This window comes from Pseudomonas sp. LH1G9, from assembly GCF_002949975.1.
In the GTDB taxonomy this organism is placed as follows: domain Bacteria; phylum Pseudomonadota; class Gammaproteobacteria; order Pseudomonadales; family Pseudomonadaceae; genus Aquipseudomonas; species Aquipseudomonas veronii.
The window spans coordinates 255247-282153 of sequence record NZ_CP026880.1 but is presented as its reverse complement, the minus strand read 5'-3'; the positions used below and the strand labels follow the sequence as shown (position 1 = coordinate 282153).

The following is a 26907-nucleotide window of genomic DNA, read 5'->3' as shown; positions in this document are numbered from 1 at the left end:
GTATTAGTAGAACGCCCTAACTGATACAGGCACCTATCATGTTCATCCGCGCATACCTCCGAGCATCCACCGAAGAGCAAGACGCCGGCCGAGCCCGGGGGTCGCTCGAGCAGTTCGCCAGCGACCATAACAAGGTCATTGCAAGCGTGTACCTGGAGAACGCCAGCGGCGCCACAGCCGACCGGCCTGAGCTAATGCGCCTGCTCAAGGATGCCCGCAAGGGTGACGTGTTGCTGGTGGAGTCGATAGACCGCCTCTCCCGCTTACCGGTGGAGGATTGGCAAAAGCTGAAGGCTGCGATCGACTCCAAGGGCCTGCGCATCGTCGCGCTTGACCTGCCGACCAGCCACCAGGGAATGCAGGACACCAAGGGCGATGAGTTCACCGGGCGGATGCTGGGAGCAATCAACTCAATGCTGGTGGAGATGATGGCCGCGATCGCGCGCAAGGATTACGAGCAGCGGCGCGAGCGCCAGGCTCAAGGCATCGAGAAGGCCAAGGCCGCCGGCAAGTATCAAGGCCGCCCCGTCGACATTGACCTGCATAAGCGGGTGACCGAACTGCTCGGTGCCGGCCTTGGTGTACGTGCCACAGCACGTCATGCTAACTGCTCGACTACGACAGTATTACGAATCAGAGATAGGGCTTAACCCGGCACTTTCTCCACCTCTTCCAGCACTGATTTTATTTCAGTATTAGCAGCGGGCGTGTTCGCTCTCTTGCCTCACAGCCTCAAGGCGTCTCTTCCGTGTTCAACAACGGCCCAACCGACCCAAACGGATAACTACCCATCCCAATCCGCAACGGCGTGATTGGGCTCGCCGCTGCCCCAATCAGCAGCACGTTGTCGATGACAATGGTTTCCCCAGGCGCACGGTTATCCGCCGCGACTATCAGGTAGTAAGTGCCGCTGGTTGTCACCGTGCCCTTCAACACTTGGCTGATGACTCCCACTATGCCAGTCGCCTTGCCAAAACCTTCAGCCTGCACGTTGCCTTTGGCGTCCATCAAGATCAAATAAGGGTTCAGGGCGTACTTGCTGAACCCCAGGCACCCGTTGACGCACCAGGAGTTAACGTCTATATGAAAGGGTTTGTCCTTTGTCAACGCGACGCTGAATAATCGATAGTTCGACGGTACCCCGCTAATCAGGATGCGCGGTTCCGCAGCGGTGATCTTCCACTGGGGTGGCCGCCATCCTGGGTTGATCGGCATGGGCACAGCTTGCGCGTTGTGCATGGCCTCAGAGGGGGTCCGTGCTAACGGCGTGGTGCTGTTTTTGACTTGCTCTTCAAAGAGTGCTGTTGGGTTGCTTGAACAGGCGGTGATCAACAAACAGCACATCGCAAAAAATAGAATTCGCATCACTGCTTCCCTGTTGTCGACTTTTTCATGGTGGCAGAATTATCACCCCGCTCTTCATACCTCCACGTACACCTAGCCCTCAACTGATTTTGTTGCGGCTTTTTCAGTCTAAATTATTGCGTATGCACCCATCATGCACCCATGAGACTGTGCAAGAACTACATACATTGGCTGGAGGTATTGAATTATATGGTGTCCCAGGGCCGGTTCGAACGGCCAACCTTCCCCTTAGGAGGGGGATGCTCTATCCAATTGAGCTACTGGGACAAATGACAACCATCGGGCCAACGGCGCTGCGACGGACGGCGTGCATGTTAACGGCCGAGGTGGGTTTTGTCATGTCGTCCGTGGGCTTTTTGAGTGTAAGCCAATGCTTGCGCCACGGATCACGGTTTCGCCCAGCAAACCCGGGCATCCGAGGCCATCGTGCAAAATGCACTACACCAAAATGCCAGCATTGCAAATTGCAACCCGAGCGCTGTTTAGATTAAACTCAAACCATTGATTTTATTGAAATAAAACATTGGCACGGCATCTGCAATACTTCTCCTACAAAACCATTCGGCTGGACCCGTTGCGGAGAAGATGACGATGAACAGCACCCTTCTGTTGGCTCTCAATACCGTCGCCCTGGCCGCACTGGTGATGTTTCATTTTCAGTCGAACGGTAGCGATGACACCGCGCAGATCCGCCAGCCCGTGCCGCATCATCTGCAACAACGTCCGCAATTGGCGGTGATGACGGCCAACCCGCAATCGCCCGTGCGCCTGGCCCAAAGCACTCAGGCCGCGCCCGCAACTGAACACTGGGTTTTCTGAGGAAGCCTTCCATGTCCAAAGCCGCCTGGCTGTTTTTGTGCCTGACCGTCGTGACTGCCGTGCTGGGCATGTCTACCTCGTCCCAGGACGCTCGCACCACCGCGCTCATCACCAGCACTGTGCTCGGCAGCTTCCTGCTGTTGACGCTGATCGTCGGCCGCCGAATCAGATTCGACCCCGTGCTGCGCTGATTTTCGCTCGCCGGCACACCTACCTTATGTCGCCTCGCACTAGTAAATCGGCAAATTGCCACTAGTCTTAAAAACAAGGGCAAAAGGCCATATCACGATACGATATGCGCCCCAAACCCCTTGGCAGCAACGGCTTGCGGGACGATGAATTGTGACGATCACTCGCAAAAAAGTTTTCCAACCAGTCCGCAAAAAAGCAAATCAGTACTGGCATAAAGCCTTTAGGCAGTTCAATATTTGTCACAGAATTGACGCCAAGGAACCGGCAAAACTGAGGCATGATGCGGCCTCTTTGCAATTCAGGTTGAACTTTGGTCGTGAGCCTTGTCTTAACACTCATCTTGCGGCCAATTCCAATAACCGCTCCCCTGAACTAACCGGTTAAATATATGCGCCCATTGAAACAGGCAATTTATTCCAGCCGCACGGCTGACAAGTTCGTCGTACGTCTGCCAGACGGAATGCGGGAACGCATTGCCGAGGTGGCTCGCAATCATCACCGCAGCATGAACTCCGAAATCATCGCGCGCCTGGAGCAGAGCCTCATTCAGGAAGGTGCGTTGGGCGAAGAGCTAAGCATGCGCCTGGACAGCCCTGAGCTGTCACTGCACGAACGCGAACTGCTGCAGCGTTTTCGTCAGCTCTCTCACCGCCAGCAAAATGCCCTTGTCTCGCTTATTGCGCACGACGTTGAGGCGGCCGCAGAAGCCGAATGATCTGTTCCTGAAAGCCGAAGCCAGCCATGTGCTGGCTTTTTTTTGGTTCTTCACGGAATCCCGGGAAACACAGAAACAAGAACGCCGATTTGATGGATGATGTTCGTGCGAGCAAACACATCTAAAAAACCGGCGTTCTTATGCGCGATATTAATACTTTCCTTCCTTTTTGGGAGGGCTTTTCTGTCGTCGCGATCAAACCTGACGGCGATGCCCTTCAAATCGATCTGATCCCCCAGGCCACGCGATTTCCCACCTGTGGTGGCTGCCAAAAGCTCTGTTCAACAACTCATGAGTACTGCGATCGAGTCGTGCGTGACTTGCCGATTCTCGGTCGCGCAGTCCGCCTCAACGTGCAGCTCAGGCGTGTTAGTTGCCGTGATTGTGGCAAGCGCATGGAGGTCGTCAGTTGGCTGGATCGCTATGCCCGCATGACGCGCCGGCTGGCAGAGGCCGTTATTCAAGCCTGCGAACGCCTTCCTACACTGCATGTTGCGCAAATGTTCGGGCTGCACTGGGACACCGTTCGGTTGCTGGAGCGGCGCGCTCTGCAAGCGGCGTTGAGTGCCTTACCCAAGGCCCAGCCACGGCGCCTGATAATGGACGAGTTCGCGTTATTCAAAGGTCATCGCTACGCCAGCGTGGTGTTGGACGCTGATACTCGGCGAGTGCTTTGGATCGGCGAAGGCCGTAGCCGAGCGGCAGTCAGACCGTTTTTCGAAGAGCTGGGGCCAGAAGGGTGCGCCCGAATTGAAGCGGTAGCGATGGACATGAACACGGCTTATGACCTGGAGGTTCGCCAACACTGCCCAAAAGCACGGGTGATTTATGACCTTTTCCATGTGGTCGCCAAATATGGCCGAGAAGTGATTGATCGTGTTCGCGTTGACGAGGCGAACCGATTGCGCCATGACAAGCCCGCTCGAAAGATCATAAAGCAAGCGCGATGGTTGCTATTGCGTAACCCGGAGAACCTGAAAAAGCCGGAACAGCAGGTTCATTTACAGGATCTGCTGGCCGCTAACCAATCGTTAATGACGGTCTACTTGATGAAGGCCGAGCTCAAAATGCTCTGGGCGCCGAGCGATGCCTGGGACTGGAGATCAGCCTGGAAGCAGTGGCTGCGTCATGCTCAAGAAAGCGAAATACCCGCACTGATCCAGTTCGCAAAGCGACTAAAAGGCTACTGGCGGGGCATCGTGAGCCGGGTACGCTGGCCAATGCACACCGGTCAGTTGGAAGGAATAAACAATCGAATAAAGGTCATCAAACGAATGGCGTACGGTTACCGGGACAGCGAATTCTTTTTCATGAAGATCAAGAGCGTCTTTCCCGGCAATCCGTGAAGAACCTTTTTTTTGCGCGCAATTCGGGAAGGCGGTACTGGGCGGGGGCTGGGTTGCCCCCGCCGCGAGGGGTCAGAGCAGGAAGATCGTCGCCAGGCCAAGGAAGATGAAGAAGCCGCCGCTGTCGGTCATGGCGGTAATCATCACACTGGCGCCCATGGCTGGGTCGCGCCCAAGGCGTGCCAGGGTCATGGGGATCAGCACCCCCATCAAGGCCGCCAACAGCAGGTTGAGGGTCATGGCGGCAGTCATGACCACCCCCAGCGACCAACTGTCGTACAGCAAGTAGGCCACGATCCCGATCACCCCGCCCCACACCACGCCATTGATCAGCGCCACCGCCAATTCCTTGCGCATCAGGCGCGAGGTGTTGCCGGTATTGACCTGGTCGAGCGCCATGGCGCGCACGATCATGGTAATGGTCTGGTTGCCGGAGTTACCGCCGATCCCGGCAACGATTGGCATCAACGCCGCCAGTGCCACCAGCTTTTCGATCGAACCTTCGAACAGCCCGATCACCCGCGAAGCGATGAACGCGGTGATCAGGTTTACGGCCAGCCACGCCCAGCGGTTACGCAGGGAGCGCCAGACCGACGCAAAAATATCTTCCTCTTCACGCAGACCCGCCATGTTGAGGACTTCGGTTTCACTTTCTTCACGGATCAGGTCGACCATTTCATCGATGGTCAGACGGCCGATCAGCTTGCCGTTCTTGTCGACCACCGGGGCCGAGATCAAGTCGTAACGTTCGAAGGCCTGGGCGGCGTCGTAGGCGTCTTCATCCGGATGGAAACCCACCGGATCGCTGGCCATCACGTCCGCAACCTTCTTCTCCGGGTCGTTGACCAGCAGGCGCTTGATCGGCAGCACGCCCTTGAGAATGCCTTCGTAGTCGACCACGAACAGCTTGTCGGTGTGCCCTGGCAGCTCTTTCAGGCGGCGCAGGTAACGCAGTACCACTTCCAGGCTGACGTCTTCGCGGATGGTGACCATCTCGAAGTCCATCAGGGCGCCGACCTGATCCTCGTCATAGGACAGCGCGGAGCGCACGCGCTCACGCTGCTGACTGTCAAGGGCTTCCATCAGCTCATGGACAACATCACGGGGCAGTTCGGGGGCCAGGTCGGCCAGTTCGTCGGCGTCCATCTCCCGGGCCGCGGCCAGGAGCTCGTGATCATCCATGTCGGCGATCAGGGTTTCACGGACGGAGTCGGATACTTCGAGCAGGATGTCGCCGTCGCGGTCGGCCTTGACCAACTGCCAGAGGGTCAGTCGATCATCCAACGGCAAGGCTTCAAGGATATAAGCGACGTCGGCGGAGTGCAGATCATCGAGCTTGCGTTGCAACTCGACGAGGTTTTGCCGATGAACCAGGTTTTCGACGCGGTCGTGGTGCGGACCTTCCTGGCGGTGCGTGAGCTCTTCGACCACGCGCTGGCGCTGCAGCAGCTCAATGACTTGAGCCAGGCGATCCTGCAGGCTTTCTTGTGTTTTCTTTACTTCTACTTCGGTCATAGGCGAACTCCACTCCCAGCAGCGGGGCACGCCGGAAGGATCAATCAGTCAATTCATGATTGGTAAAACGGGGTACTGAGTAACTACTGGGTAAGTCCATGGAGGTGTTCCACAAGCCCCGGCGGGGCTGACGGGCGCAATGATACACCGCCCGCCGCTTTTAACGTCAAAAAACTGGTAAGAACAAGCGCTTGCGCGCCAAAGCTGAGAATTGGCCGCATCTATGAATTGCGACGCTGCCACGCGACTGGAAAACACATGGCGCGGGAAGAAAAGGTTAAATCCTACAAACCCCAGACGGCAAAAAGCCCGCACTAGGCGGGCTTTTTGTTTGTATGGTGCACTCGACAGGATTCGAACCTGTGACCGCTCGGTTCGTAGCCGAGTACTCTATCCAGCTGAGCTACGAGTGCAGATTGTGTTTTTAGACCAGATCACAACTGGTTGTAACCGAATCACCTGCATTGCTGCAACTGACTCTTAAATGGTGCACTCGACAGGATTCGAACCTGTGACCGCTCGGTTCGTAGCCGAGTACTCTATCCAGCTGAGCTACGAGTGCATTTGTTGCCGCGCATTATAGGCCGTTCAATCTCTATGTAAAGCGATTTTTTCGATTAATTTCAACAACTTATCGATAAATCCAGATTGCAACGTACTAAGCAAATAATGGCGGAGAACGGGGGATTCGAACCCCCGACACCCTTTTGAGGTGTACTCCCTTAGCAGGGGAGCGCCTTCGGCCACTCGGCCAGCTCTCCGCAACACGGGGCGTATATTAACCACGTTCATCCCCGTTTGCAAACATAAAAAACGATAAAAATTAAAGGCTTGGTTCTTCGTCCTTCTCTTTCTTGATCCGCAGATAGATTTCCTCGCGGTGAACCGCTACCTCTTTCGGAGCATTTACCCCAATACGCACTTGATTGCCTTTGACGCCGAGCACGGTCACGGTGATTTCTCCATCACCAATAATCAGGCTTTCTGCGCAACGACGAGTCAGAATCAACATACCTTTCACCTCACGCACTTCAGTTCAGGAACAACAGTCTGCAAAAAAAGGCCTTCGACCTACGGCTCATCGGCCATAGCCCTACCAGCTAAGTATTGTCGAGCCCACGCAAAACAACATGCGCCCTACAAAAAAATGAAAGGCGCGGTAAACCGCGCCTTCCTGGCCTTGCATCACTCGCCCTGTCGGGCCGGAGCGTCCAGCTCAAAAGCGGTATGCAGTGCGCGTACAGCCAGTTCCAGGTACTTCTCTTCGATCACCACCGAGACTTTGATTTCCGAGGTGGAGATCATCTGGATGTTGATGCTTTCCTTGGCCAGGGCCTCGAACATGCGGCTGGCAACGCCGGCATGGGAACGCATGCCCACACCCACGATCGACACCTTGGCGATCTTGGTATCGCCGACCACTTCACGCGCGCCAATCCCGCTCGCAGTGTTCTGCAGGATACGCTCGGCCGCTTCGTACTCGTTGCGGTGAACGGTGAAGGTGAAATCGGTGGTGTTATCGTGCGAAACGTTCTGCACGATCATGTCGACTTCAATGTTCGCGCCACTGATCGGGCCGAGGATCTTGAATGCCACGCCCGGGGTGTCTGGCACGCCACGGATCGTCAGCTTGGCTTCATCGCGGTTGAAAGCGATGCCGGAAATGATCGGCTGTTCCATGGATTCCTCTTCATCAATAGTAATGAGGGTGCCCGGACCCTCTTTGAAGCTGTGCAATACGCGCAGCGGAACGTTGTACTTGCCGGCGAATTCCACCGCACGGATCTGCAACACCTTGGAACCGAGGCTGGCCATTTCCAGCATCTCTTCGAAGGTGATCTTGTCCAGGCGCTGGGCCACGGATACCACGCGCGGATCGGTGGTGTAGACGCCGTCCACATCGGTGTAGATCTGGCATTCGTCAGCCTTGAGCGCGGCCGCCAGGGCCACACCGGTGGTGTCCGAACCGCCACGCCCGAGGGTGGTGATATTGCCGTGCTCGTCGACGCCCTGGAAACCGGCGACGACTACCACACGACCGGCCTTCAGATCAGCGCGAATCTTCTGATCGTCGATCTGCAGGATGCGCGCCTTGGTGTGCGCGCTGTCGGTGAGGATACGCACCTGACTGCCAGTGTAGGACACTGCCGGCACACCGCGCTTGTTCAGCGCCATGGCCAGCAGGCCAATGGTCACCTGCTCGCCGGTGGACACGATCACATCCAGCTCACGCGGCAGCGGTTGTTGATCGCCGCTGATAGCCTTGGCCAGTTCGATCAGGCGATTGGTTTCGCCGCTCATGGCCGACAGCACCACGACGAGGTCGTCGCCGGCATCGCGGAATTTCTTAACCTTGTCGGCGACCTGCTCGATTCTTTCGACAGAGCCGACCGAGGTGCCTCCAAATTTCTGTACGATCAAAGCCATTTCTAAGCCGCCTCAGCCCGTAAAGGGGCGCCCAATAAACCAATCTTCCAGCAACCGAGCGAGCCCGCGACTAGACCACGGGCTCATTCACAGCGCCTTAAATGCCAGCCTCGACAAACGGCACGGTCAGGGCCAGGGCCGCGTCCAGGGCACCGGCGTCTACACCACCGCCTTGTGCCATGTCCGGACGACCACCGCCCTTCCCGCCCACTGCCGCAGCGGCTTGTTTCATCAAATCACCGGCTTTGAGTTGGCCAGTCAGGTCTTTGGTTACACCGGCAACCAGAACGACCTTATCCTCATGGACACTGCCGAGCAGGATCACTGCGCGGCCGAGCTTGTTCTTCAACTGATCGACCAAGGCCAACAACGCCTTGCCGTCCTGGCCGTCCAGGCGCGCCGCCAGGACGTTCACGCCCTTGACGTCCTGGGCGGAAGCCGACAGATCGTCGCCTGCCGCGCTGGCCGCCTTGGCCTGCAACTGTTCCAGCTGTTTCTCCAGGGCGCGGTTGCGCTCCAGCACGGCGGACAGTTTGTCGATCAGGTTGTCACGGCTGCCCTTGACCAGGCTGGCCGCTTCCTTGAGTTGCTCTTCGGCCGCATTGAGGTAGGCCAGGGCCGCAGCGCCGGTCACCGCTTCAATACGACGCACACCGGACGCCACGCCGCCTTCGCTGATGATTTTCAGCAGGCCGATGTCGCCGGTACGGTTGGCGTGGATCCCACCGCACAGTTCCACCGAGAAGTTGCCGCCCATGCTCAGGACGCGCACGTTGTCGCCGTATTTCTCGCCGAACAGCGCCATGGCGCCCTTGGCCTTGGCGGTCTCGATGTCGGTTTCCTCGGTTTCCACCGGGGTGTTCTTGCGCACCTGGGCGTTGACGATGTCTTCCAGGGCCTTGATCTGCGCAGGCTTGATCGCTTCGAAGTGGCTGAAGTCGAAACGCAGGCGCTGGCTGTCAACCAACGAACCCTTCTGCTGGACGTGCTCGCCCAACACCTGGCGCAGTGCCGCGTGCAGCAAGTGGGTGGCCGAGTGGTTCAGCGCAGTGGCGTGGCGCACGTCGGCGTCCACCTGGGCGTCCACCGGCGAACCGACGATCAGGCTGCCCGACGCCAATACGCCGTGGTGCAGGAACGCGCCGCCGGTCTTGGTGGTATCACGCACATCGAAACGACCGGAAGACGCCTTGAGGAAACCGCAGTCGCCGATCTGGCCACCGGATTCGGCATAGAACGGCGTCCGATCCAGGACCACCACACCGTCATCGCCTTCATTCAGGACGTCGACCGACTGGCCGTCTTTATACAGCGCGATCACTTTGGCCGAACCGTGGGTGGCCTTATAGCCGGTGAACTCGGTGGCCACGTCAACCTTGACCAGGCTGTTGTAGTCCATGCCGAAGGAACTGGCGGAACGGGCGCGCACGCGCTGGGCTTCCATCTCGCGTTCGAAACCTTCCTCGTCGAGGGTCAGGTTGCGCTCACGGGCGATGTCGCCGGTCAGGTCCATCGGGAAACCGTAGGTGTCGTAGAGTTTGAACACCACATCGCCCGGCACCACGCTGCCCTGCAGGCCGGCGAGGTCTTGCTCGAGGATTTTCAGGCCCTGTTCCAGGGTCTTGGCGAACTGCTCTTCTTCGGCCTTGAGCACGCGCTCGATGTGCGCCTGGTTCTGGGTGAGTTCCGGGAAGGCTGCGCCCATCTCGGCGACCAGCGCCGCGACGATCTGGTAGAAGAAGCTGCCGTTGGCGCCCAGCTTGTTACCGTGGCGGCAGGCGCGACGGATGATACGGCGCAGCACGTAGCCGCGGCCTTCATTGGACGGCAGCACGCCGTCGGCAATCAGGAAACCGCAGGAACGGATGTGGTCAGCCACCACTTTGAGCGATGCCTGGTCTTCATTGGCACAACCGATAGCCTTGGCCGCAGCGGCCAGCAGGCTCTGGAATAGGTCGATCTCGTAGTTGGAGTGAACGTGCTGCATCACCGCACTGATCCGCTCCAGGCCCATGCCGGTATCCACCGACGGTGCCGGCAGCGGGTGCAACACGCCATCGGCGGTGCGGTTGAACTGCATGAACACGTTGTTCCAGATCTCGATGTAACGGTCGCCGTCTTCTTCCGGCGAACCCGGTGGGCCGCCCCAGATATCGGCGCCGTGATCGTAGAAAATCTCGGTGCATGGGCCGCACGGGCCGGTGTCGCCCATGGTCCAGAAGTTGTCGGAGGCGTAAGGCGCGCCCTTGTTGTCGCCGATACGCACCATGCGCTCAGGCGGCACGCCGACTTGCTGGGTCCAGATGTCGTAGGCTTCGTCATCGCTGGCGTAGACGGTGACCCAGAGCTTTTCCTTCGGCAGTTTCAGCACGCCAGTGAGGAAGGTCCAGGCGAAGTTGATCGCGTCTTTCTTGAAATAGTCGCCAAAGCTGAAGTTGCCGAGCATTTCGAAAAACGTGTGGTGACGGGCGGTGTAGCCGACGTTTTCCAGGTCGTTGTGCTTGCCACCGGCGCGCACGCATTTCTGGCTGCTGACCGCGCGGGTATAGGCGCGCTTTTCCTGGCCCAGGAAGCAGTCCTTGAACTGGTTCATCCCCGCGTTGGTGAACAGCAGGGTGGGGTCATTGCCTGGGATCAAGGAGCTGGAGGCGACACGGGTGTGGCCTTGCTCTTCGAAGAAGCGAAGGAAGGCTTCACGGATTTCTGCGCTTTTCATTAGGTTCTTCCACGGAGTCTGAGGCCAAAGGCCAGTGCGCAACATCATCAGACGGAGCGACGGCAAAGGGCCGCATTATATCGGCCCTTTGCCGGTGGTACAGCGTGTTTATGTGATAGAAACAGTCAATTAGACAGTCTGCACGGTCATTTCCGAGAAAACTCGACGAATGCCTGCACCACTTGCTCGATCTGCGCACGACTCACGTCCAGGTGCGTGACCATGCGCAGGCGCGGTGCGGCGCTCAACTTGATGCCGCGCTCGGCGGCAAACGTCTTCAGGGCCTGCGCCCGGTCGCCGAGCTGCACGTAGACCATGTTGGTCTGCACCGGCTCCACCGCATACCCGGCCTTGCGCAGTTCATCCCCCAGCCATTGGGCGTTGGCGTGGTCGTCGGCCAGGCGCTGCACCTGATGGTCAAGGGCGTACAGCCCCGCCGCCGCCAGGGAACCGGCCTGGCGCATGCCGCCGCCGACCATCTTGCGCAAACGCCGCGCCTTGGCGATCAGCGCCGTGGAGCCGCACAACACCGAGCCAATCGGCGCGCCCAGGCCCTTGGACAGGCACACCGACACCGAATCGAAATGCTGGGTGATCTCCCACGCGTCCACGTCGAGCCTGACCGCCGCGTTGTAGAGCCGCGCGCCGTCCAGGTGCAGGGCCAGGCCATGTTCACGGGTAAACGCACGTGCCCTGGCCAGGTACTCCAGCGGCAGCACCTTGCCCTGCATGGTGTTCTCCAGCGCCAACAGGCGGGTGCGGGCGAAGTGGAAATCATCGGGCTTGATCGCTTCCAGCACCTGATCCAGGTCCAGGGAACCGTCCGCCTGTACTTCCAGTGGTTGCGGCTGGATCGAACCCAGCACCGCCGCGCCGCCGCCTTCGTACTTATAGGTGTGGGCCTGCTGACCGACGATGTATTCCTCGCCGCGCTCACAGTGGGCCATCAACGCCAGCAGGTTGCTCATGGTGCCGGTGGGCACGAACAACGCCGCGGCGAACCCCAGGCGCTTGGCCAGTTCGGCCTCCAGGCGGTTGACACTGGGGTCTTCGCCATACACGTCATCGCCGCTGACGGCGCTGGCCATCGCATCGAGCATGCCGGGGGTGGGCTGGGTCACGGTGTCGCTGCGCAGGTCTATCACGGTCATCAAACTGGCCTCTGATGGGTTGGGCGTTTTTTCGTACTGACGATTACTGCGGGTAAAGCCACGGAATATCAAGCCCTATGCTGCGTCAATCGAATATCAATCAAACAAACCGATATAGGCTATCGATACGGCAATCGTGCAGTTTCTGAAAAACCATGTTAAAAACTCTCCGCCGCCAGGGTTCTGGCGGCAACGTTCTCAGGGCGGGGTGCAATTCCCCACCGGCGGTAATTGCGCGCAATGTGCATAGCCCGCGAGCGCTTGGCGCCTCGAACTGCTCCGGCAGGACGGCGACAAGGTCAGCAGACCCGGTGTGATCCCGGGGCCGACGGTCATAGTCCGGATGAAGAGAGAACGGGATTGGCGCAAAAGGGCCGCGCGCTGAGTTCATGCCTGCATGACCCAGCTGTTCGTACCCTTAAATCCCATTCGATTCATAACGCCCTGTTTTTTTCTTAAACAGGAGTCAGAACATGCAACCCACCGCAATCGACAGCAAAAGCAAAAACCATCACGGCGAGCGCGTCGCGTTTATCCAGGCCTGCTGGCACAAGGATATTGTCGATCAATCGCGCAAAGGCTTCCTCAGCGAAATGATCGCCCTGGGTTACCAGGAATCGGACATCGATTTCTTCGAAGTCGGCGGCGCCTTTGAAATGCCCCTGCACGCCAAGCTGCTGGCCAAGACCGGCCGTTACGCCGGCATCGTCGCCGCGGCCCTGGTGGTGGACGGCGGCATCTACCGCCACGAATTCGTCGCCCAATCGGTGGTCAGCGGCCTGATGCAGGTTCAGCTGGAAACCGAAGTGCCGGTGTTCTCGGTGTCTCTGACCCCGCACCACTTCCACGCCGGCAGCGAGCACCACGCCTTCTTCCATGATCACTTCGTACACAAAGGCCAGGAAGCGGCGCGTACCTGTGCCGACACCTTGCACAAGGTGCGTGCGATCCGCCGCAGCGAGCCGCGTGCCGTAGCGGTTTAAGCAACACCGCAAAACAAAATGTGGGAGGGGGCTTGCCCCCGATGGCGGTGTCTCAGCTACAGATGAGCTGACTGACACTCTGCTATCGGGGGCAAGCCCCCTCCCACATTTGGATCCGGTTAAGGCTGAGATCTATGCCAGCCCGGCGTCCGTGGTCGGCACGATCAATATCCCTGCGCGCAAGCCATTCTTCACCTTCGGGTTCGGGAAGATGATGCGCGCGCCCTCCTCCTCGATCACCCAGCGGGTCTTGGCGACGTCTTCGGCGAGCAGATAGCCCTGGGCCAACGGCGAAAAGTTTTCCACGTCCGCCGGCAGGTGCAACAGGAATGCATCGCTGTGCTTGATGACTTCGCGGGACACGGCAAACAGTTGCAGGCCATCCAGGCTGCCGGTGTCCGGCTCGGTGCCTTCGATGATCTGCGTCAGCCGGGTTTCCAGGCGCGACACGTCCACATCCTGGTTCTGCCCGAATGGCCGCGCCTTGCCCAATTCCAGGGTAAAGGCCTCGGCGCCCAGTTGTTCATAGGTAAAGGCGGAGAAGGTGATCGAAGCTTTGTTCTGCAGCAGCACCGCCTGCATACCGGCGGCGCGCAAGCGGGCCAGTTCGTGGCGCGAATGCTGGCGCCCGTCCTTCCACGGGTAGAGGGCGAACTGCTCGACCTTCGAACCGCGAATGGCGGTGTGCAGGTCGTAATGCAAGCGCGAGCGGCCAGGCAGGCTGAAGAAGCTGCGGGCCAATTGTTCCAGCTCGGCAGCACGCATGGCTTCAGGGCCGATATTTTTTTCGTGACGGCCGTTGAACAGCCGGTTGACGTCCAGTTCGAGGTAACGCTCGCCGCGGCGCATGGCCTCGGGGTTGCCGAACAGGAACAGAATACGGGTGCGGGGTTTGATCTGCCCACGGGCGATGCCATGCAACAGGCGGTCGAGCAATTCGATCGGCGCGGTCTCGTTGCCGTGGATGCCGGACGACAGCAGCACATCGCTGCCGTTGTCCCGCGCTTGCGGCGGGCGCACTTCAAGCGCGCCTTCGCTGAGCCAGCGCATCTGCACGCCGTCGACAGTCAGTTGAATTTTTTGCGCCGGTTCACGACCGGCGAGGGTCAGTTCAAGGAGTTTGCCGAGGGCGAGCATAAGCAGCTTCCTTAGTGGTTGCAGCCTGGGCCGTGGACGTGATCGTCGTCATCACCCTCAACGTCGGCCGGTTCCATTTCCAGTTGCAGGCTCATCAGGTTGGTGGCCAGTGGGCGCATCAGCAGGTTGGCGTACTCGGCGTCGCCTTCTTCCACGTCCACACCGATCAGCAGTTGGCCACGGCCGTCGTGCTGAATCCAGACTTCCTTGCCCTGCCAGATCACGGCAACGCGGGTGCAGGAGGTTTGCAGCTGGGTGCCGTCGGTGTCTTCAAGGATCAGTTGCAGGGTATCGGTGCTCATAAATAGCTCTCGGCCGTGTGGCGTTAATTGATCTGGAAAGGATATACCGCGCCCAGTTTAAGGATTTGCGTCAGTTCATCCAATGCCGTCCGGCATTCAAGCAGCAATTGCGGGTCAGCCAGGTCGCTTTCGCGCAGGCTGTCGCGGTAGTGCTTGTCGACCCACTGGGTCAGCGTTTCATACAGCGGCGCGGTCATGATAACCCCTGGGTTCACCGCCGCCAGCTCGGTTTCGTTCAACGCCACGCGCAAACGCAGGCACGCCGGGCCGCCGCCGTTCTGCATGCTTTGCTTGAGGTCGAAGACCTTGACCTCGCGGATCAAACCACCGGCAGCGGTCAGACCTTGCAGATACTGCCAGACACGTGCGTTGGCCCGGCACTCTTCCGGCACGATCAATAGCATCGAGCCGTCGGCGCGGGTCAGCAATTGGCTGTTGAACAGGTAGGAACGCACCGCGTCTTCGACGCTGACCTGGGCACGCGGCACGCACACCGACTGGAAGTTGCCGCCCAGTTTGCCCAACTTGGCCTGCAACTCGGCAAGCATCGTCTCGGTGTTGAGGAACGCGTCCTCGTGATAGAACAGCATTTCGCCATTGCCCACCGCGATCACGTCGTTATGGAACACGCCGGCATCGATCACCGCCGGATTCTGCTGGGCGAAGACCACACCAGCTTCCTTCAGGCCGTGCAGGCGGGCAACGGCCTGGGAGGCTTCGAGGGTCTGGCGCGCCGGGTACTTCTGCGGTGCCGGGTAACGGGTGTCGAACGCGCTGCGGCCGAACACGAAAAACTCCACGCCGGCCTCGCCATAGTCACGGCAGAAACGTGTGTGGTTGGCCGCGCCTTCGTCGCCGAACTGCGCCACCGCCGGCAACGCGGCGTGGTGGGCGAAGTGTTTCGCATCGGCAAACATCGCCCCCAATACGCGGCTGGTGGTCGGGTGTTCGATGCTGCGGTGGTATTTGCAGTTGAGGTTGGCGGCGGTGAAATGCACGCGGCCATCCGCCGTGTCGGCGCTCGGGCTGACGGTGGCAGCGTTGGCCACCCACATGCTCGACGCCGAGCAGCTGGCGACCAGCAATGGCATGGCGTGCTTGGCCGCGTGCTGGATGACCTGGGCATCGCTGCCGCTGAAGCCGAGGTTGCGCAAGGCAGCCACGTCCGGGCGTTCCTGCGGCGCCAGCACGCCTTGCACAAAGCCCATGTCCATCAGCGCTTTCATTTTCTGCAGGCCCTGCAACGCCGCTTCCTTGGGGTTGGAAGCTTGCTGGCTGTTGCTCTGGGACGCGACGTTGCCGTAGGACAAACCGCCGTAGTTATGGGTCGGCCCCACTAGACCGTCAAAATTGACTTCATAGGATTTCATCGGCGAGGCTCCACGAACATCTGTTTTTATAGGCATCTAATGACTTGAATACACCACCGACCTAATGTGGGAGGGGGCTTGCCCCCGATAGCAGTCTGCCAGTTGATGAATCAGGTGACTGATCCACCGCTATCGGGAGCAAGCCCCCTCCCACCTTTAGATCAGTGTAATGCCGGGGGTGAGTGTGGCTGGCAGCACCAGGCTCGGGGTCTCCAGGGACGCCACCGGGTACGCGCAATAATCCGCTGCGTAATAGGCGCTGGCGCGATGGTTGCCCGAAGCCCCGACACCACCGAACGGCGCGGTACTGGCGGCGCCGGTCAGTTGTTTGTTCCAGTTGACGATCCCGGCGCGGCTTTCCAGCCAGAATTGCTGGTAGCGCGTTTCGGAGTCCGACAACAAACCGGCGGCCAGGCCGTACTGGGTGTTGTTGGCCTCGGCAATCGCCGCGGCGAAATCAGCGTAGCGGATCACCTGCAACAGCGGGCCGAACAACTCTTCATCGGCGCGCTCGCTCACTTTGGTCACGTCAATGATGCCCGGGGTCAGCAACGCGGCCTGAGCCTGCGGCTGGGTCATTTCCAGCAGCGCCACGGCGCCGTTGGCCAACAGCAGTTCCTGGGCGTCCATCAAGGCCTTCGCCGCCGCCAGGGAAATCACCGAGCCCATGAACGGCGCCGGTTGCTGGTCGAACGCACCGACCGCAATCGTCGCGCTGACCGCCACCAGCCGCGCCAGCAGTGCATCGCCCCAGGCGCCTTCGGGCACCAGCAAGCGACGGGCACAGGTGCAACGCTGGCCGGCCGAGATAAACGCCGATTGGATGATGGTGTAGACCGCCGCATCCACGTCGGCCACTTGATCCACCACCAACGGGTTGTTACCGCCCATTTCCAAGGCCAGGATCTTGTCCGGGCGCCCGGAGAACTGCTGGTGCAGGTGGTTGCCGGTGCGGCTGGAGCCGGTGAAGAACAACCCGTCGATACCCGGGTTGGCCGCCAGGGCGATCCCGGTTTCCCGCGCGCCTTGCAGCAGGTTCAACACGCCCGCCGGCAGGCCGGCTTCGATCCAGCATTGCACGGTCAGCTCGGCGACTTTCGGGGTCAACTCGCTGGGTTTGAACAGCACGGTATTGCCCGCCAGCAACGCCGGGACGATATGCCCATTGGGCAGGTGACCGGGGAAGTTGTAAGGGCCAAACACCGCCACCACGCCGTGGGGCTTGTGGCGCAACACAGCGGTGGCGTCGCCCAGCGGGCCGCTCTTCTCGCCGGTACGCTCGCGGTAGCTTTGCACCGAGATTGCGATCTTGTTGGCCATGCTGGTGACTTCGGTGGCCGATTCCCACAGGGGCTTGCCGGTTTCTTCACCGATGCAGCGGGCGATTTCATCGGCGCGGCTTTTCAAGGTATTGGCGAAGGCTTCGAGCACGCCGATGCGCTCTTCCAACGAGCGCCGGGCCCACGCCGGAAACGCCTGGCGCGCCGCCTGCACGGCGGATTCGACCTGCTCGGCGCTGGCGCCATTGCCGGCCCACAGCACGTGCTGGGTCACCGGGTTGCGCGATTCGAACAGCTCACCCTGGCCAGCCAGCCAGCTACCTGCGATATACAGCGAATTCATTATTTCGACTCCCGAGCAGCAGACAACGGTACGGCACGCACTTGATCGCCCACCACCAGTTGCAGGCGTTTGGCGGTCAACGGATCGACCACCAGCGTGCCTGCCGCCAGGCGGGCCGGTGCGGCGGTGATGCGGCACTCTTCGCGCTTGCGGTTATGGATCAGGAACGGCGTGGCGTCGTCGCCTGGCGTGCCGATGGCCAACACCAGCGACTGGCTGTCGCGCACCGCACGGATCTTGCTGGTCTCACATTCCACCGCCGGGCCGGCGTCGAAAATGTCGACATAGCCCTGGTAGCTGAACCCTTCGCTCTTGAGCATGCTCAGCGCCGGCTCGGTATCCGGGTGAACCTTGCCGATCACGTTGCGCGCATCCTCGGACAGGAAGCAGCTGTACAGCGGAAATTTCGGCATCAACTCGGCGATAAAGGCTTTGTTGCCCACGCCAGTGAGGTAGTCGGCCTGGCTGAATTCCATCTTGAAGAAGTGTCGGCCCAGGCTTTCCCAGAACGGCGAACGCCCGGCTTCATTGGACACGCCGCGCATCTCGGCGATGATCTTGTTGCCGAACAACTGCGGGAACTCCGCGATAAACAGCAGGCGCGCCTTGGCCAGCATGCGGCCGTTGAGGCCGTTGCGGTAATCGGCGTGCAGGAACAACGAACACAGTTCGGAGTTGCCGGTGAGGTCGTTGGCCAGGAACAGCGTCGGGATCTCACGGTAGATATTCAGCTCCTGGGAGGCGCTGACGGTCAGGCCGACCCGGAAGTTGTACCAGGGCTCGCGCAGGCCGACGGCGCCGGCGATGGCGGAAATCCCCACCACGCGGCCTTCGTCGTTTTCCAGCACGAACAGGTAGTCGGCATCCCCGCGCCCGGCTTCGCCGCGGAAGGTTTTTTCGGCCCAGCCGACCCGGTGGGTCAGGCGCTCTTCGTTGGCCGGCAAGGTGGTCAGGCCGGTGCCGGTGCTGCGCGCCAGATCAATCAGGGCCGGTAAATCGCTGCTGCGTACGGGACGAACGATCATGCTATCTCCTCAGGCGGGCCGCCCGCTCAGGCCACCCGCAAAACTCTGCGTTAAACCGCAACCAAACGCACGCTGGCGCCTTCGCCGACGCCCAGGGCTTCGGCCGCTTCCAGGTCCAGGGTCACCGGTTTGCCGGGCGCGTAGTCCAGCTCCAGCAGCACCGCGCGGTAATCCTGCAACTGCGCGTTGCTCACCAGGTACTGGCGGCCGACACCCTTGACCCTCTCGCCGATCTTCACCGGCACCACGCGGCTCTGGGCGATCGAGCGAATGCCCGAGACCCGTGCGTGCAGCGTCGGACCGCCGTCGAAGATGTCGATGTAGTGATCGGTCTCGAAGCCTTCGCGCATGAGGATGTCGAAGGTGATCTGCGCACGCGGATGCACTTGGCCCATGGCTTCCTGGGCTTCGTCCGGCAGCAGCGGCACGTAGATCGGGTAGTGCGGCATCAGCTCGGCGAGGAACGTGCGGCTTTTCAGCCCGCACAGGCGCTCGGCGGCGGCGTAGTTGAGGTCGAAGAAGTTGCGCCCGATGGCGTCCCAGAACGGCGAATCACCGTTCTCGTCGCTGTAGCCGACAATCTCGGTCACCACCGAGTCGGCGAAGCGCTCGGGATGGCTGGCGACGAACAACAGGCGGCCGCGGGAATTGAGTTCCGACCACGGCGAACCGACCAGCTCCGGCACCACGTAGAAGCTGGTGAGCAGGCTGTTGCCGGTGAGGTCGTGGCACTGGGAAAGCACGTGGATCTTGTTGTGGATCTTCAGCTCGCGGGAGGCGTGGACGAAGGTCTCGTTACGGAAGCTGTAGAACGGTTCCGAGTAGCCGGCCGAGGCGACGATGGCCGAGCAGCCGACGAGCTTGCCGGTCTCGGTGTCTTCGAGCACGAAGAAATAGCTTTCTTCACCGTTGAAACTGACCTCGGCTGCGAAGGACGCTTCGCTGGCGGCGATCTTGTCGCTCAGGCGTTCCACATCGTCCGGCAAGGAGGTGACACCAATCGGGCTGTCCGCAGCCAGACGCTGTACCTCGCCCAGATCAGCCATTTGCGCGGGGCGCATCACCAGCATGGTGTCACTCCTTAACTCGAAAAACTCATAGGAAAAAGTACCGGACAGGTCAGGAACAACACATATCCAATGTGGGAGGGGCGGTGCGACGATTCGACTTGCCCCCGATAGCGGTGTATCAGTCACCAGATGTATCAACTGACAGACTGCTATCGGGGACAAGCCCCCTCCCACATTCGACCCAGTCCGACAGATAAATGTGTATCAGGCTTGGGTCAGTGTTTTAACAGCACGCTCAAAACGGTCCAGGCCTTCATTGATGTCCGCATCCTCCACCACCAGGCTCGGCGCGAAACGCACCACGTCGGGGCCGGCTTGCAGGATCATCAGGTTTTCTTTCTCGGCCGCGTTGAACACGTCCTTGGCCTTGCCTTTCCAGGCGTCGCTCAACACGCAACCGAGCAGCAGGCCGAGGCCGCGCACTTCGCTGAAGATCCCGTATTGTTTGCCGATCTGCTCCAGGCGGGCCTTGAACAGGTCGTGCTTGGCGTTGACGCCGGCCAGCACTTCAGGCGTGTTGATCACATCGATCACCGCCCCCGCCACCGCACACGCCAGCGGGTTGCCGCCGTAGGTGGTGCCGTGGGTGCCGACCACCAAGTGCTTGGCCAAGGCTTCCGTGGTGAGCATCGCGGCAATCGGGAAACCGCCGCCCAGGCTCTTGGCGCTGGTGAGAATGTCCGGCACCACACCGTAGTGCTGGTAGGCGAACAGGTGGCCGCTGCGGCCCATGCCGGTCTGCACTTCGTCGAACACCAGCAGCGCGTCGTGGGCGTCGCACAGTTCGCGGGCGCCTTGCAGGTAGGCCAACTCGGCCGGCAGCACGCCGCCCTCGCCTTGCACCGGTTCCAGCACCACGGCGCAGGTCTTGTCCGACACGGCGGCTTTCAGCGCGGCCAGGTCATTGAACGGCACATGGGTGATGCCGGTGATCTTCGGCCCGAAGCCGTCGGAGTACTTCGACTGGCCACCGACGTTGACGGTGAACAGGGTACGGCCGTGGAAGCTGTTGAGGGCGGCGATGATCTCGTATTTCTCGCTGCCGAAGCGGTCGAACGCCACGCGACGGGCCAGCTTGAACGCAGCCTCGTTGGCTTCGGCGCCGGAGTTGCAGAAGAACACACGCTCGGCAAAAGTGGCGTCGATCAACTTGTGGGCCAGGCGCAGGGCCGGCTCATTGGTGAAGACGTTGGAGACGTGCCACAGCTTGTGGGCCTGTTCGGTCAACGCACCGACCAGCGCCGGGTGGGCATGGCCCAAAACATTGACCGCGATGCCGCCGGCAAAGTCGATCAGCTCGCGACCCGCCTGGTCCCACACGCGCGAACCTGCGCCGCGCACGGGGATGAATGCGGCAGGTGCGTAATTGGGCACCATGACCTGGTCGAAATCGGCACGTTGCACCGGGGCTTGCTCAACGGACATCGGAGTCTCCTGAAGAGGAACGCCTGCCTGGAACTGGCGGGCGATGCAGGGATTGTAAGGACAGTTTTCAGCGCGGCCTTGCCGCCAAGCGACAACTTCTTATAGCGCCAACCCGCGATTTTGGCGGGTTTACGCCAATGCGACAAATAGCATCGCAATGGCGCAGTTTAAACGCTACCGGGGCACAGCGGCAGGTGGTCGAGCAGGATAGGCGTAACTTGGCCGGCGGTCGGCTATCTATCTACCGCCGGGATCGCGCGGGTGAGATCAACCGCGTTCGGACGGCACCGACGACAACTCGAACGGGCTGCTGCTGCGTCGCTGGTTGCGGTCTTCGCGGGGGTGGCGCCGAAGAAATTGCGGTAGGCGCTGGAGAAGTGCGGCCCCGAGGAGAAGCCGCAGGACAGGCCGATCTGGATGATCGACTTGCTGGTTTGCATCAGCATCTGGCGGGCCTTGTTCAGGCGCAGTTCCAGGTAATACTGGCTGGGGACGCGATTGAGGTATTGCTTGAAGATGCGTTCCAGTTGTCGTCGCGACACGCAGACATGCTGGGCGATTTCGTCGGTGGTCAGCGGTTCCTCGATGTTGGCCTCCATCAACAGCACCGCCTGGGTCAGCTTCGGATGGCTCGAGCCCAGGCGGTTTTGCAGAGGGATGCGCTGGCGCTCGCCGCCTTCGCGGATGCGTTCCACCACCAGTTCCTCGGACACCGCACCGGCCAGCTCGGCGCCGTGATCACGGGCCAGCACCGCCAGCAACAGGTCGAGTACCGACATGCCGCCACAGGCGGTCAGGCGGTCGCGGTCCCAGTCGAACAGATGGCTGGTGGCGATGACCTTGGGGAAGCGCTCGGCAAAATCGTCCTGCCAGCGCCAATGCACGGCGGCGCGGTAGCCGTCGAGCAGACCGAGATGAGCCAGCGGGTAGACACCGGCCGACAAGCCGCCGATCACACACCCGGCGCGCACCAGTTGCTTGAGCGCGGTGCTGAGCTGCGAAGCGATCGCGGTGGGCGGTTCGTCGGCCAGCAGGAACAGTTTCTGGAAGCCTTCGAGCTTGCCGGCCCACGGCCCGCCGGGCAGTTGCCAGGCGCCATCGGTCTGCGGTTCGGCCTGCAGAAACGACAGTTCGTAGACCACCTCCGGATGCACCCGCTGAGCAACGCGCAAGGCCTCCTCAGCCAGCGCAAGCGTCAGTGCTTTTGTGCTGGGCCAAATCAGGAAACCAATTCGATGGGCAGTCATGGAGGGCTATCCGAAGCAAAAACAGTGAAAGAAGCCGTGGGCCAATGCTAGCCCGTAAACGAACACAAATCTCAAAAACGATGAACATCCAATGTGGGAGGGGCGGTGCGACGATTCGACTTGCCCCCGATTGCGGTGTATCAGAATCAGATGTGCTGACTGACACTCAGCTATCGGGGGCAAGCCCCCTCCCACATAAAAGGAGTGGCTACTTCAAGCTGCCGGAGAGGAACTGCTGAAGCCGCTCAGACTGGGGATTGACCAGCACTTCGCGCGGATTGCCGCGTTCTTCGACGATGCCTTTGTGCAGGAATACCAGTTGGTTGGACACTTCACGGGCAAAGCCCATTTCGTGGGTCACCACCACCATGGTGCGGCCTTCCTGGGCCAGGTCCTGCATCACTTTCAACACTTCGCCGACCAACTCCGGGTCCAGCGCCGAGGTGGGTTCGTCGAACAGCATCACCTCCGGCTCCATCGCCAGCGCACGGGCAATCGCCACGCGCTGTTGCTCGCCACCGGACATATGGCCGGGGAACGCATCCTTACGATGGCCCACGCCGACTTTGGCCAGGTAGTGCTCGGCCTTTTCCCGCGCGTCCTTTTTCGACATGCCCAGCACATGCACCGGGGCTTCCATCACGTTTTCCAGCGCGGTCATGTGCGACCACAGGTTGAAATGCTGGAACACCATGGACAGGCGCGAACGCATGCGTTGCAGCTGTTTCGGGTCGGCGGCGCGCAGGGCGCCGTCTTTGCCGGCCACCAGTTTCAGCTCTTCGTTATTGAGCAGGATCTTGCCGGCGTGGGGCTGCTCCAGCAGGTTGACGCAGCGCAAAAAGGTACTTTTGCCCGAACCGCTGGAGCCGATGATGCTGATCACATCACCGGCCGCGGCGGCCAGGGACACGCCTTTGAGCACTTCATGACTGCCATAGCGTTTATGCAGGTCTTGGACTTCAAGCTTGTACATGCGGTCGGTTCTCACAAAAACAGGTGGTCAGTCGTTGAGCAAGCGCCCGTGACGCAGCGCTTCGCGCCCCGCCACCTTGGCCAGCCAGAAACCCGCTTGGGCATAACGTAGCCGTTCAACGGCAAACAGCACCCCCGAAGTGCCGGCGCAGATGATGCTCACGCGGTCTTCCAGAGGGTCGATCACTTCAAAAACCGGCTCGCCGGCGTCCACCCAGTCACCGGCTTTACGCAGGTAACTGATCACGCCAGCGTGGGGTGCAAACAGCAATTCGGTGCCTTCGAAGGGCACGCCTTCGCAGGGTTCGTGACGTGGCGCCGGCCACTCACCTTTAATCAGGCCCTGCTCGGCGAGGAACGCGAGGATGCCTTCGGCGTGGAAGATCGCTTCATCGCGGCCGGTATCGGCCTGGCCGCCCAGTTCCAGGGTGGTCGCCAGGCACGCCAGCGGAATCTGCGCCTCGGGGAACGCCCGCGACACACGCAGCCAGGGCAGCGAGCAGGCTTCATCGAACGAGCTGCCGCCGGAGTCTTCCGCCAGCAGCCCGACTTTCACATTCAAATGCGCCGACAGCGACCGCCACTGCGGCCAATGCTGGGGCAGCGCGTACATGTGCAGCGCGGCTTCGGCGTCGCAATGCAGGTCGAGGACGATGTCCGCGGTGCAGGCGTGGCTCAGCAGCACCCGCTGCATGCCTTGCAACTGGCTGGCCGGCGCGGGCAGCGCGTCGAGCGTATCGTGCATCGCCTGGCGGATCACGCGCACGTTGGCATGGGGATCATCGCCGAGCTTGCCGTGCAGTTGTGCGATCAGCGGCTCGCTCAACTCGACGAAATCGCGGTTGAAATTCTTGCCGCTGCCAATCTCGAAACGCCCTTGATGGCTGCCTTGCAACAGCTGGCCCAGGCCCATCGGGTTGGCCACCGGCACCAGCTCGATCACGCCGTTGAGCGCGCCTTGCTGTTCCAGTTCGGTCAGGCGCTTTTTCAGCTCCCACGCGGCACGCATCCCCGGCAGTTCATCGGCGTGCAGGCTGGCCTGGATGTAGGCCTTGCGCTCGCCGCTGCCGAAACGGAACACGCTCAGTTGACGCTCGCAACCCAGGTGGCCCCAGGGCAACAGGTGATCGATACGTTCCATATCAGTGCTTCCGTGGAGCCAGGTAGCTCAGCCAGCGGCGCTCGGCCAACTTGAACAGGCGCACCAGGATGAAGGTCAGGCACAGGTAGAACGCGCCGGCGGTGATATACGCTTCGAACGGCAGGTAGAACTGTGCGTTCACCGTGCGCGCGGCACCGGTGATGTCGATCAGGGTGACGATGGATGCCAGGCTGGTGGTCTGCAGCATCATGATCACTTCGTTGCTGTACTGCGGCAGCGCCCGGCGCAGGGCCGATGGCAGCAGGATGCGGCGGTACAGCTTGTAGCGCGACATGCCCATGGCCTTGGCCGCTTCGATCTCGCCGTTGGGGGTGGCCTTGAGGCTCCCGGCGATGATTTCGGCGGTGTAGGCGCTGGTGTTGATCGCAAAGGCCAGGCACGCGCAGAACGTGGCGCTGGACAACAGCGGCCACAGGAAGCTCTCGCGCACCGCCTGGAACTGGGCCAGGCCGTAGTAGATCAAGAACAGCTGCACCAGCATCGGTGTGCCGCGGATCACATAGGTGTAGAGCCAGGCCGCGCCGTTGACGATCGGCTGCTTGGACACCCGCATCAAGCCCAGGGGCAAGGCGGCGAGCAGGCCGAAGAACAGCGAAATGGCGAGCAGTTTCAGGGTGGTCAGCAAGCCGCCGAGGTACAGCGGCATGGCGTCCCAGATGACGTTGTAGTCGAAGATCATAGATCAGCCGCCCTTACGCCTACCGAGTAGCGCTTCTCAAGATGACGCAAGGCCAGCAACGATACGCTGGTGATCACCAGGTACATCGCCGCCACTGCGAGGAAGAAGGTAAAAGGCTCGCGGGTGGCATCCGCCGCCTGCTTGGCCTTGAACATCATGTCTTGCAGGCCCACCACCGAAATCAGCGCGGTGGCCTTGGTCAGGACCAGCCAGTTGTTGGTAAACCCAGGGATCGCCAGCCGGATCATCTGCGGCACCATCACCCGGAAAAACACCTGGAAAGGGCTCATGCCATACGCCAGGCCGGCTTCGGCCTGGCCCTTGGGGATGGCCATGAAGGCGCCGCGGAAGGTTTCCGACAGGTAGGCGCCAAAGATGAAACCCAGGGTGCCGATACCGGCGGCCAAGGGGTTCAAGTCGATATAGTCGTCATAGCCAAGCATCGGCGCGACGCGGTTGAGCAGGTCCTGACCGCCGTAGAAAATCAGCAGGATCAGCACCAGGTCGGGAATCCCACGGATCACCGTGGAGTACAAGTCACCCAGCCAGGCCAACCAGCGCACCGGCGACAGGCGTAACGCGACCCCGATCAGACCCAGAACGATGGCCAAGGCCATGGACGACAAGGCGAGCTGAAGCGTCAACCATGCGCCATCGAGGATGACGGCCCCGTAGCCTTTCAACATGATTCAGGTCCTCGAAAAGGGGGATGAAAAAATGGCGCAAACCGCAGGAATTCTGTTGCTTGCGCCATTCTGGACAGACCGCTGCGACGATTTACTTGGCGTCTGGGCCGTAAATATCGAAGTTGAAGTACTTGTCCTGGATAGCCTTGTACTTGCCGTTGGCACGAATCGCAGTGATCGCAGCGTTGATGCGGTCCAGGTTTTCCTTGTCGCCTTTACGTACCGCGATACCGATGCCATCGCCGAAGTATTTGCTATCGGTAAAGGCTGGGCCGGTGAACGCGTAGCCTTTACCCGCAGCCGTATCGAGGAAACCTTCCTGCAACAGGGTGGCGTCAGCCACGGTGCCGTCGAGGCGACCGGCTTCCACGTCCAGGTAGATTTCGTTCTGCGAGCTGTAAGGAACAACCGTGGCACCTTTAGGCGCCAGTACTTCCTTGGCGAAACGGTCGTGGATCGAACCGCGCTGCACGCCGATCTTCTTGCCTTTCAACTCATCCAGGCTGTCGCTGACGGTCGTGCCTTCCTTCAACACCAGGCGCGCCGGGGTCAGGTAGTAGCGGTTGGTGAAGTCCACGGACTTCTTGCGGTCGTCGGTGATGGACATGGACGACAGGATCGCGTCGATCTTGCGCACTTTCAGCGCGGGGATCAGGCCGTCGAACTCTTGCTCGACCCAAGTACACTTGACCTTCATCTCTTCGCACAGAGCGTTGCCGATGTCGTAGTCAAAACCGACGATATTGCCATCCGGCGCCTTCGAGGCAAACGGAGGGTACGCCGCTTCGATACCAATTTTCAGAGGCTTGCCTTCAGCGAAAGCCTGCATGGACAGCACGGACAGCGCCAGGGCGCCCAACAGCACGAGTTTCTTCATCTTGGGACTCCATCGGTATAGGGCAAAACAGCAGTATGAGCCATGGCCCACGATGCGACTGAGTGAAACCGAATAGCGGTGCTGCGTCCTACGCCGATTCAAC

24 protein-coding genes, 4 tRNA genes, 1 pseudogene and 1 riboswitch are annotated in these 26907 nt (G+C 60.5%); of the genes and pseudogenes, 6 read left to right on the top strand and 23 right to left on the bottom strand.

Annotated elements, in window-relative coordinates:
- The first annotated feature begins 38 nt into the window (after positions 1–38).
- The gene (locus tag C5F70_RS01375) at positions 39–650 is read left to right on the top strand and encodes a recombinase family protein (protein WP_017849196.1); all 612 of its coding nucleotides are present in this window, start codon (positions 39–41) and stop codon (positions 648–650) included.
- An 82-nt stretch (positions 651–732) separates the two neighbouring features.
- On the opposite strand, the gene C5F70_RS01370 is transcribed toward C5F70_RS01375, so the two are convergent.
- Positions 733–1365, bottom strand: a complete 633-nt coding sequence (locus C5F70_RS01370) for a hypothetical protein (protein ID WP_017849197.1) — start codon at positions 1363–1365, stop codon at positions 733–735.
- 190 nt (positions 1366–1555) lie between these two features.
- A tRNA-Arg gene (locus C5F70_RS01365) sits at positions 1556–1632 on the bottom strand.
- A 324-nt stretch (positions 1633–1956) separates the two neighbouring features.
- On the opposite strand from C5F70_RS01365, the gene C5F70_RS01360 reads away from it, so the two are divergent.
- From C5F70_RS01360 to C5F70_RS01340, 4 genes are all read left to right on the top strand, one after another.
- The gene (locus C5F70_RS01360; protein ID WP_017849198.1) at positions 1957–2184 is read left to right on the top strand and encodes a hypothetical protein; all 228 of its coding nucleotides are present in this window, start codon (positions 1957–1959) and stop codon (positions 2182–2184) included.
- An 11-nt stretch (positions 2185–2195) separates the two neighbouring features.
- Entirely contained in the window at positions 2196–2375 is a 180-nt protein-coding gene (locus C5F70_RS01355; protein ID WP_104902603.1) for a PA3371 family protein, read from the top strand.
- Positions 2376–2764: 389 nt separating this feature from the next.
- On the top strand, positions 2765–3091 hold the full coding sequence (locus tag C5F70_RS01345; protein ID WP_017849200.1) for an Arc family DNA-binding protein: 327 nt from the start codon (positions 2765–2767) through the stop codon (positions 3089–3091).
- A gap of 140 nt (positions 3092–3231) precedes the next feature.
- Entirely contained in the window at positions 3232–4437 is a 1206-nt protein-coding gene (locus tag C5F70_RS01340) for an ISL3 family transposase (RefSeq protein WP_083272305.1), read from the top strand.
- Positions 4438–4509: 72 nt separating this feature from the next.
- Here C5F70_RS01340 and mgtE read toward each other — a convergent pair whose 3' ends face one another.
- The 8 genes from mgtE to ltaE all read right to left on the bottom strand — a co-directional run bounded on the left by mgtE (position 4510) and on the right by ltaE (position 12246).
- Positions 4510–5952: a magnesium transporter gene (gene mgtE, locus C5F70_RS01335; RefSeq protein WP_017849201.1), complete on the bottom strand. Its 1443-nt coding sequence runs from the start codon at positions 5950–5952 to the stop codon at positions 4510–4512.
- Between the two features lie 336 nt (positions 5953–6288).
- Positions 6289–6365: transfer RNA gene (locus tag C5F70_RS01330), tRNA-Arg, on the bottom strand.
- 72 nt (positions 6366–6437) lie between these two features.
- Positions 6438–6514 (bottom strand) — tRNA-Arg (locus C5F70_RS01325).
- 108 nt (positions 6515–6622) lie between these two features.
- A tRNA-Ser gene (locus C5F70_RS01320) sits at positions 6623–6713 on the bottom strand.
- Between the two features lie 62 nt (positions 6714–6775).
- Positions 6776–6964, bottom strand: coding sequence for a carbon storage regulator CsrA (gene csrA, locus C5F70_RS01315; protein ID WP_003175645.1), 189 nt, complete (start codon positions 6962–6964; stop codon positions 6776–6778).
- Between the two features lie 173 nt (positions 6965–7137).
- The gene (locus tag C5F70_RS01310) at positions 7138–8379 is read right to left on the bottom strand and encodes an aspartate kinase (RefSeq protein WP_017849202.1); all 1242 of its coding nucleotides are present in this window, start codon (positions 8377–8379) and stop codon (positions 7138–7140) included.
- 97 nt (positions 8380–8476) lie between these two features.
- Positions 8477–11095, bottom strand: a complete 2619-nt coding sequence (alaS, locus tag C5F70_RS01305; RefSeq protein WP_017849203.1) for an alanine--tRNA ligase — start codon at positions 11093–11095, stop codon at positions 8477–8479.
- Positions 11096–11241: 146 nt separating this feature from the next.
- Positions 11242–12246, bottom strand: coding sequence for a low-specificity L-threonine aldolase (ltaE, locus tag C5F70_RS01300; protein WP_104902602.1), 1005 nt, complete (start codon positions 12244–12246; stop codon positions 11242–11244).
- Between the two features lie 190 nt (positions 12247–12436).
- Positions 12437–12606: riboswitch (FMN riboswitch) on the top strand.
- A 113-nt stretch (positions 12607–12719) separates the two neighbouring features.
- On the opposite strand from ltaE, the gene C5F70_RS01295 reads away from it, so the two are divergent.
- Positions 12720–13229, top strand: a complete 510-nt coding sequence (locus tag C5F70_RS01295; protein WP_017849205.1) for a 6,7-dimethyl-8-ribityllumazine synthase — start codon at positions 12720–12722, stop codon at positions 13227–13229.
- 132 nt (positions 13230–13361) lie between these two features.
- Here the strand turns inward: C5F70_RS01295 and astE are convergent, their stop codons facing one another.
- From astE to C5F70_RS01230, 13 genes and pseudogenes are all read right to left on the bottom strand, one after another.
- Positions 13362–14366, bottom strand: a complete 1005-nt coding sequence (gene astE / locus C5F70_RS01290; protein ID WP_017849206.1) for a succinylglutamate desuccinylase — start codon at positions 14364–14366, stop codon at positions 13362–13364.
- Between the two features lie 11 nt (positions 14367–14377).
- Complete coding sequence (locus C5F70_RS01285) at positions 14378–14668, bottom strand: hypothetical protein (protein WP_017849207.1); 291 nt, start codon at positions 14666–14668, stop codon at positions 14378–14380.
- A gap of 23 nt (positions 14669–14691) precedes the next feature.
- Positions 14692–16038 (bottom strand): N-succinylarginine dihydrolase, encoded by a 1347-nt coding sequence (astB, locus tag C5F70_RS01280; RefSeq protein ID WP_017849208.1) that lies wholly within the window; start codon positions 16036–16038, stop codon positions 14692–14694.
- 156 nt (positions 16039–16194) lie between these two features.
- Positions 16195–17664 carry a succinylglutamate-semialdehyde dehydrogenase gene (gene astD / locus C5F70_RS01275; RefSeq protein WP_177410572.1) on the bottom strand — a complete coding sequence of 490 codons (1470 nt, stop codon included), beginning with the start codon at positions 17662–17664 and terminating at the stop codon, positions 16195–16197.
- Positions 17661–18686, bottom strand: a complete 1026-nt coding sequence (astA, locus tag C5F70_RS01270; RefSeq protein WP_017849210.1) for an arginine N-succinyltransferase — start codon at positions 18684–18686, stop codon at positions 17661–17663. The genes astD and astA overlap by 4 nt, the downstream gene beginning before the upstream one ends.
- Positions 18687–18736: 50 nt before the next feature.
- The gene (gene aruF / locus C5F70_RS01265; protein WP_017849211.1) at positions 18737–19756 is read right to left on the bottom strand and encodes an arginine/ornithine succinyltransferase subunit alpha; all 1020 of its coding nucleotides are present in this window, start codon (positions 19754–19756) and stop codon (positions 18737–18739) included.
- A 204-nt stretch (positions 19757–19960) separates the two neighbouring features.
- Positions 19961–21181, bottom strand: a complete 1221-nt coding sequence (locus tag C5F70_RS01260) for an aspartate aminotransferase family protein (RefSeq protein ID WP_046382325.1) — start codon at positions 21179–21181, stop codon at positions 19961–19963.
- A 267-nt stretch (positions 21182–21448) separates the two neighbouring features.
- Positions 21449–22428: pseudogene (locus C5F70_RS01255) on the bottom strand (GlxA family transcriptional regulator).
- Between the two features lie 208 nt (positions 22429–22636).
- Positions 22637–23401: an ABC transporter ATP-binding protein gene (locus C5F70_RS01250; protein ID WP_046382323.1), complete on the bottom strand. Its 765-nt coding sequence runs from the start codon at positions 23399–23401 to the stop codon at positions 22637–22639.
- A gap of 27 nt (positions 23402–23428) precedes the next feature.
- Complete coding sequence (locus C5F70_RS01245) at positions 23429–24541, bottom strand: succinylglutamate desuccinylase/aspartoacylase family protein (protein WP_017849215.1); 1113 nt, start codon at positions 24539–24541, stop codon at positions 23429–23431.
- A 1-nt stretch (position 24542) separates the two neighbouring features.
- Entirely contained in the window at positions 24543–25241 is a 699-nt protein-coding gene (locus C5F70_RS01240; RefSeq protein ID WP_017849216.1) for an ABC transporter permease, read from the bottom strand.
- Complete coding sequence (locus C5F70_RS01235) at positions 25238–25927, bottom strand: ABC transporter permease (RefSeq protein WP_010566615.1); 690 nt, start codon at positions 25925–25927, stop codon at positions 25238–25240. The genes C5F70_RS01240 and C5F70_RS01235 overlap by 4 nt, the downstream gene beginning before the upstream one ends.
- A gap of 91 nt (positions 25928–26018) precedes the next feature.
- Positions 26019–26804 (bottom strand): ABC transporter substrate-binding protein, encoded by a 786-nt coding sequence (locus C5F70_RS01230; RefSeq protein ID WP_017849217.1) that lies wholly within the window; start codon positions 26802–26804, stop codon positions 26019–26021.
- Positions 26805–26907 lie beyond the last annotated feature (103 nt).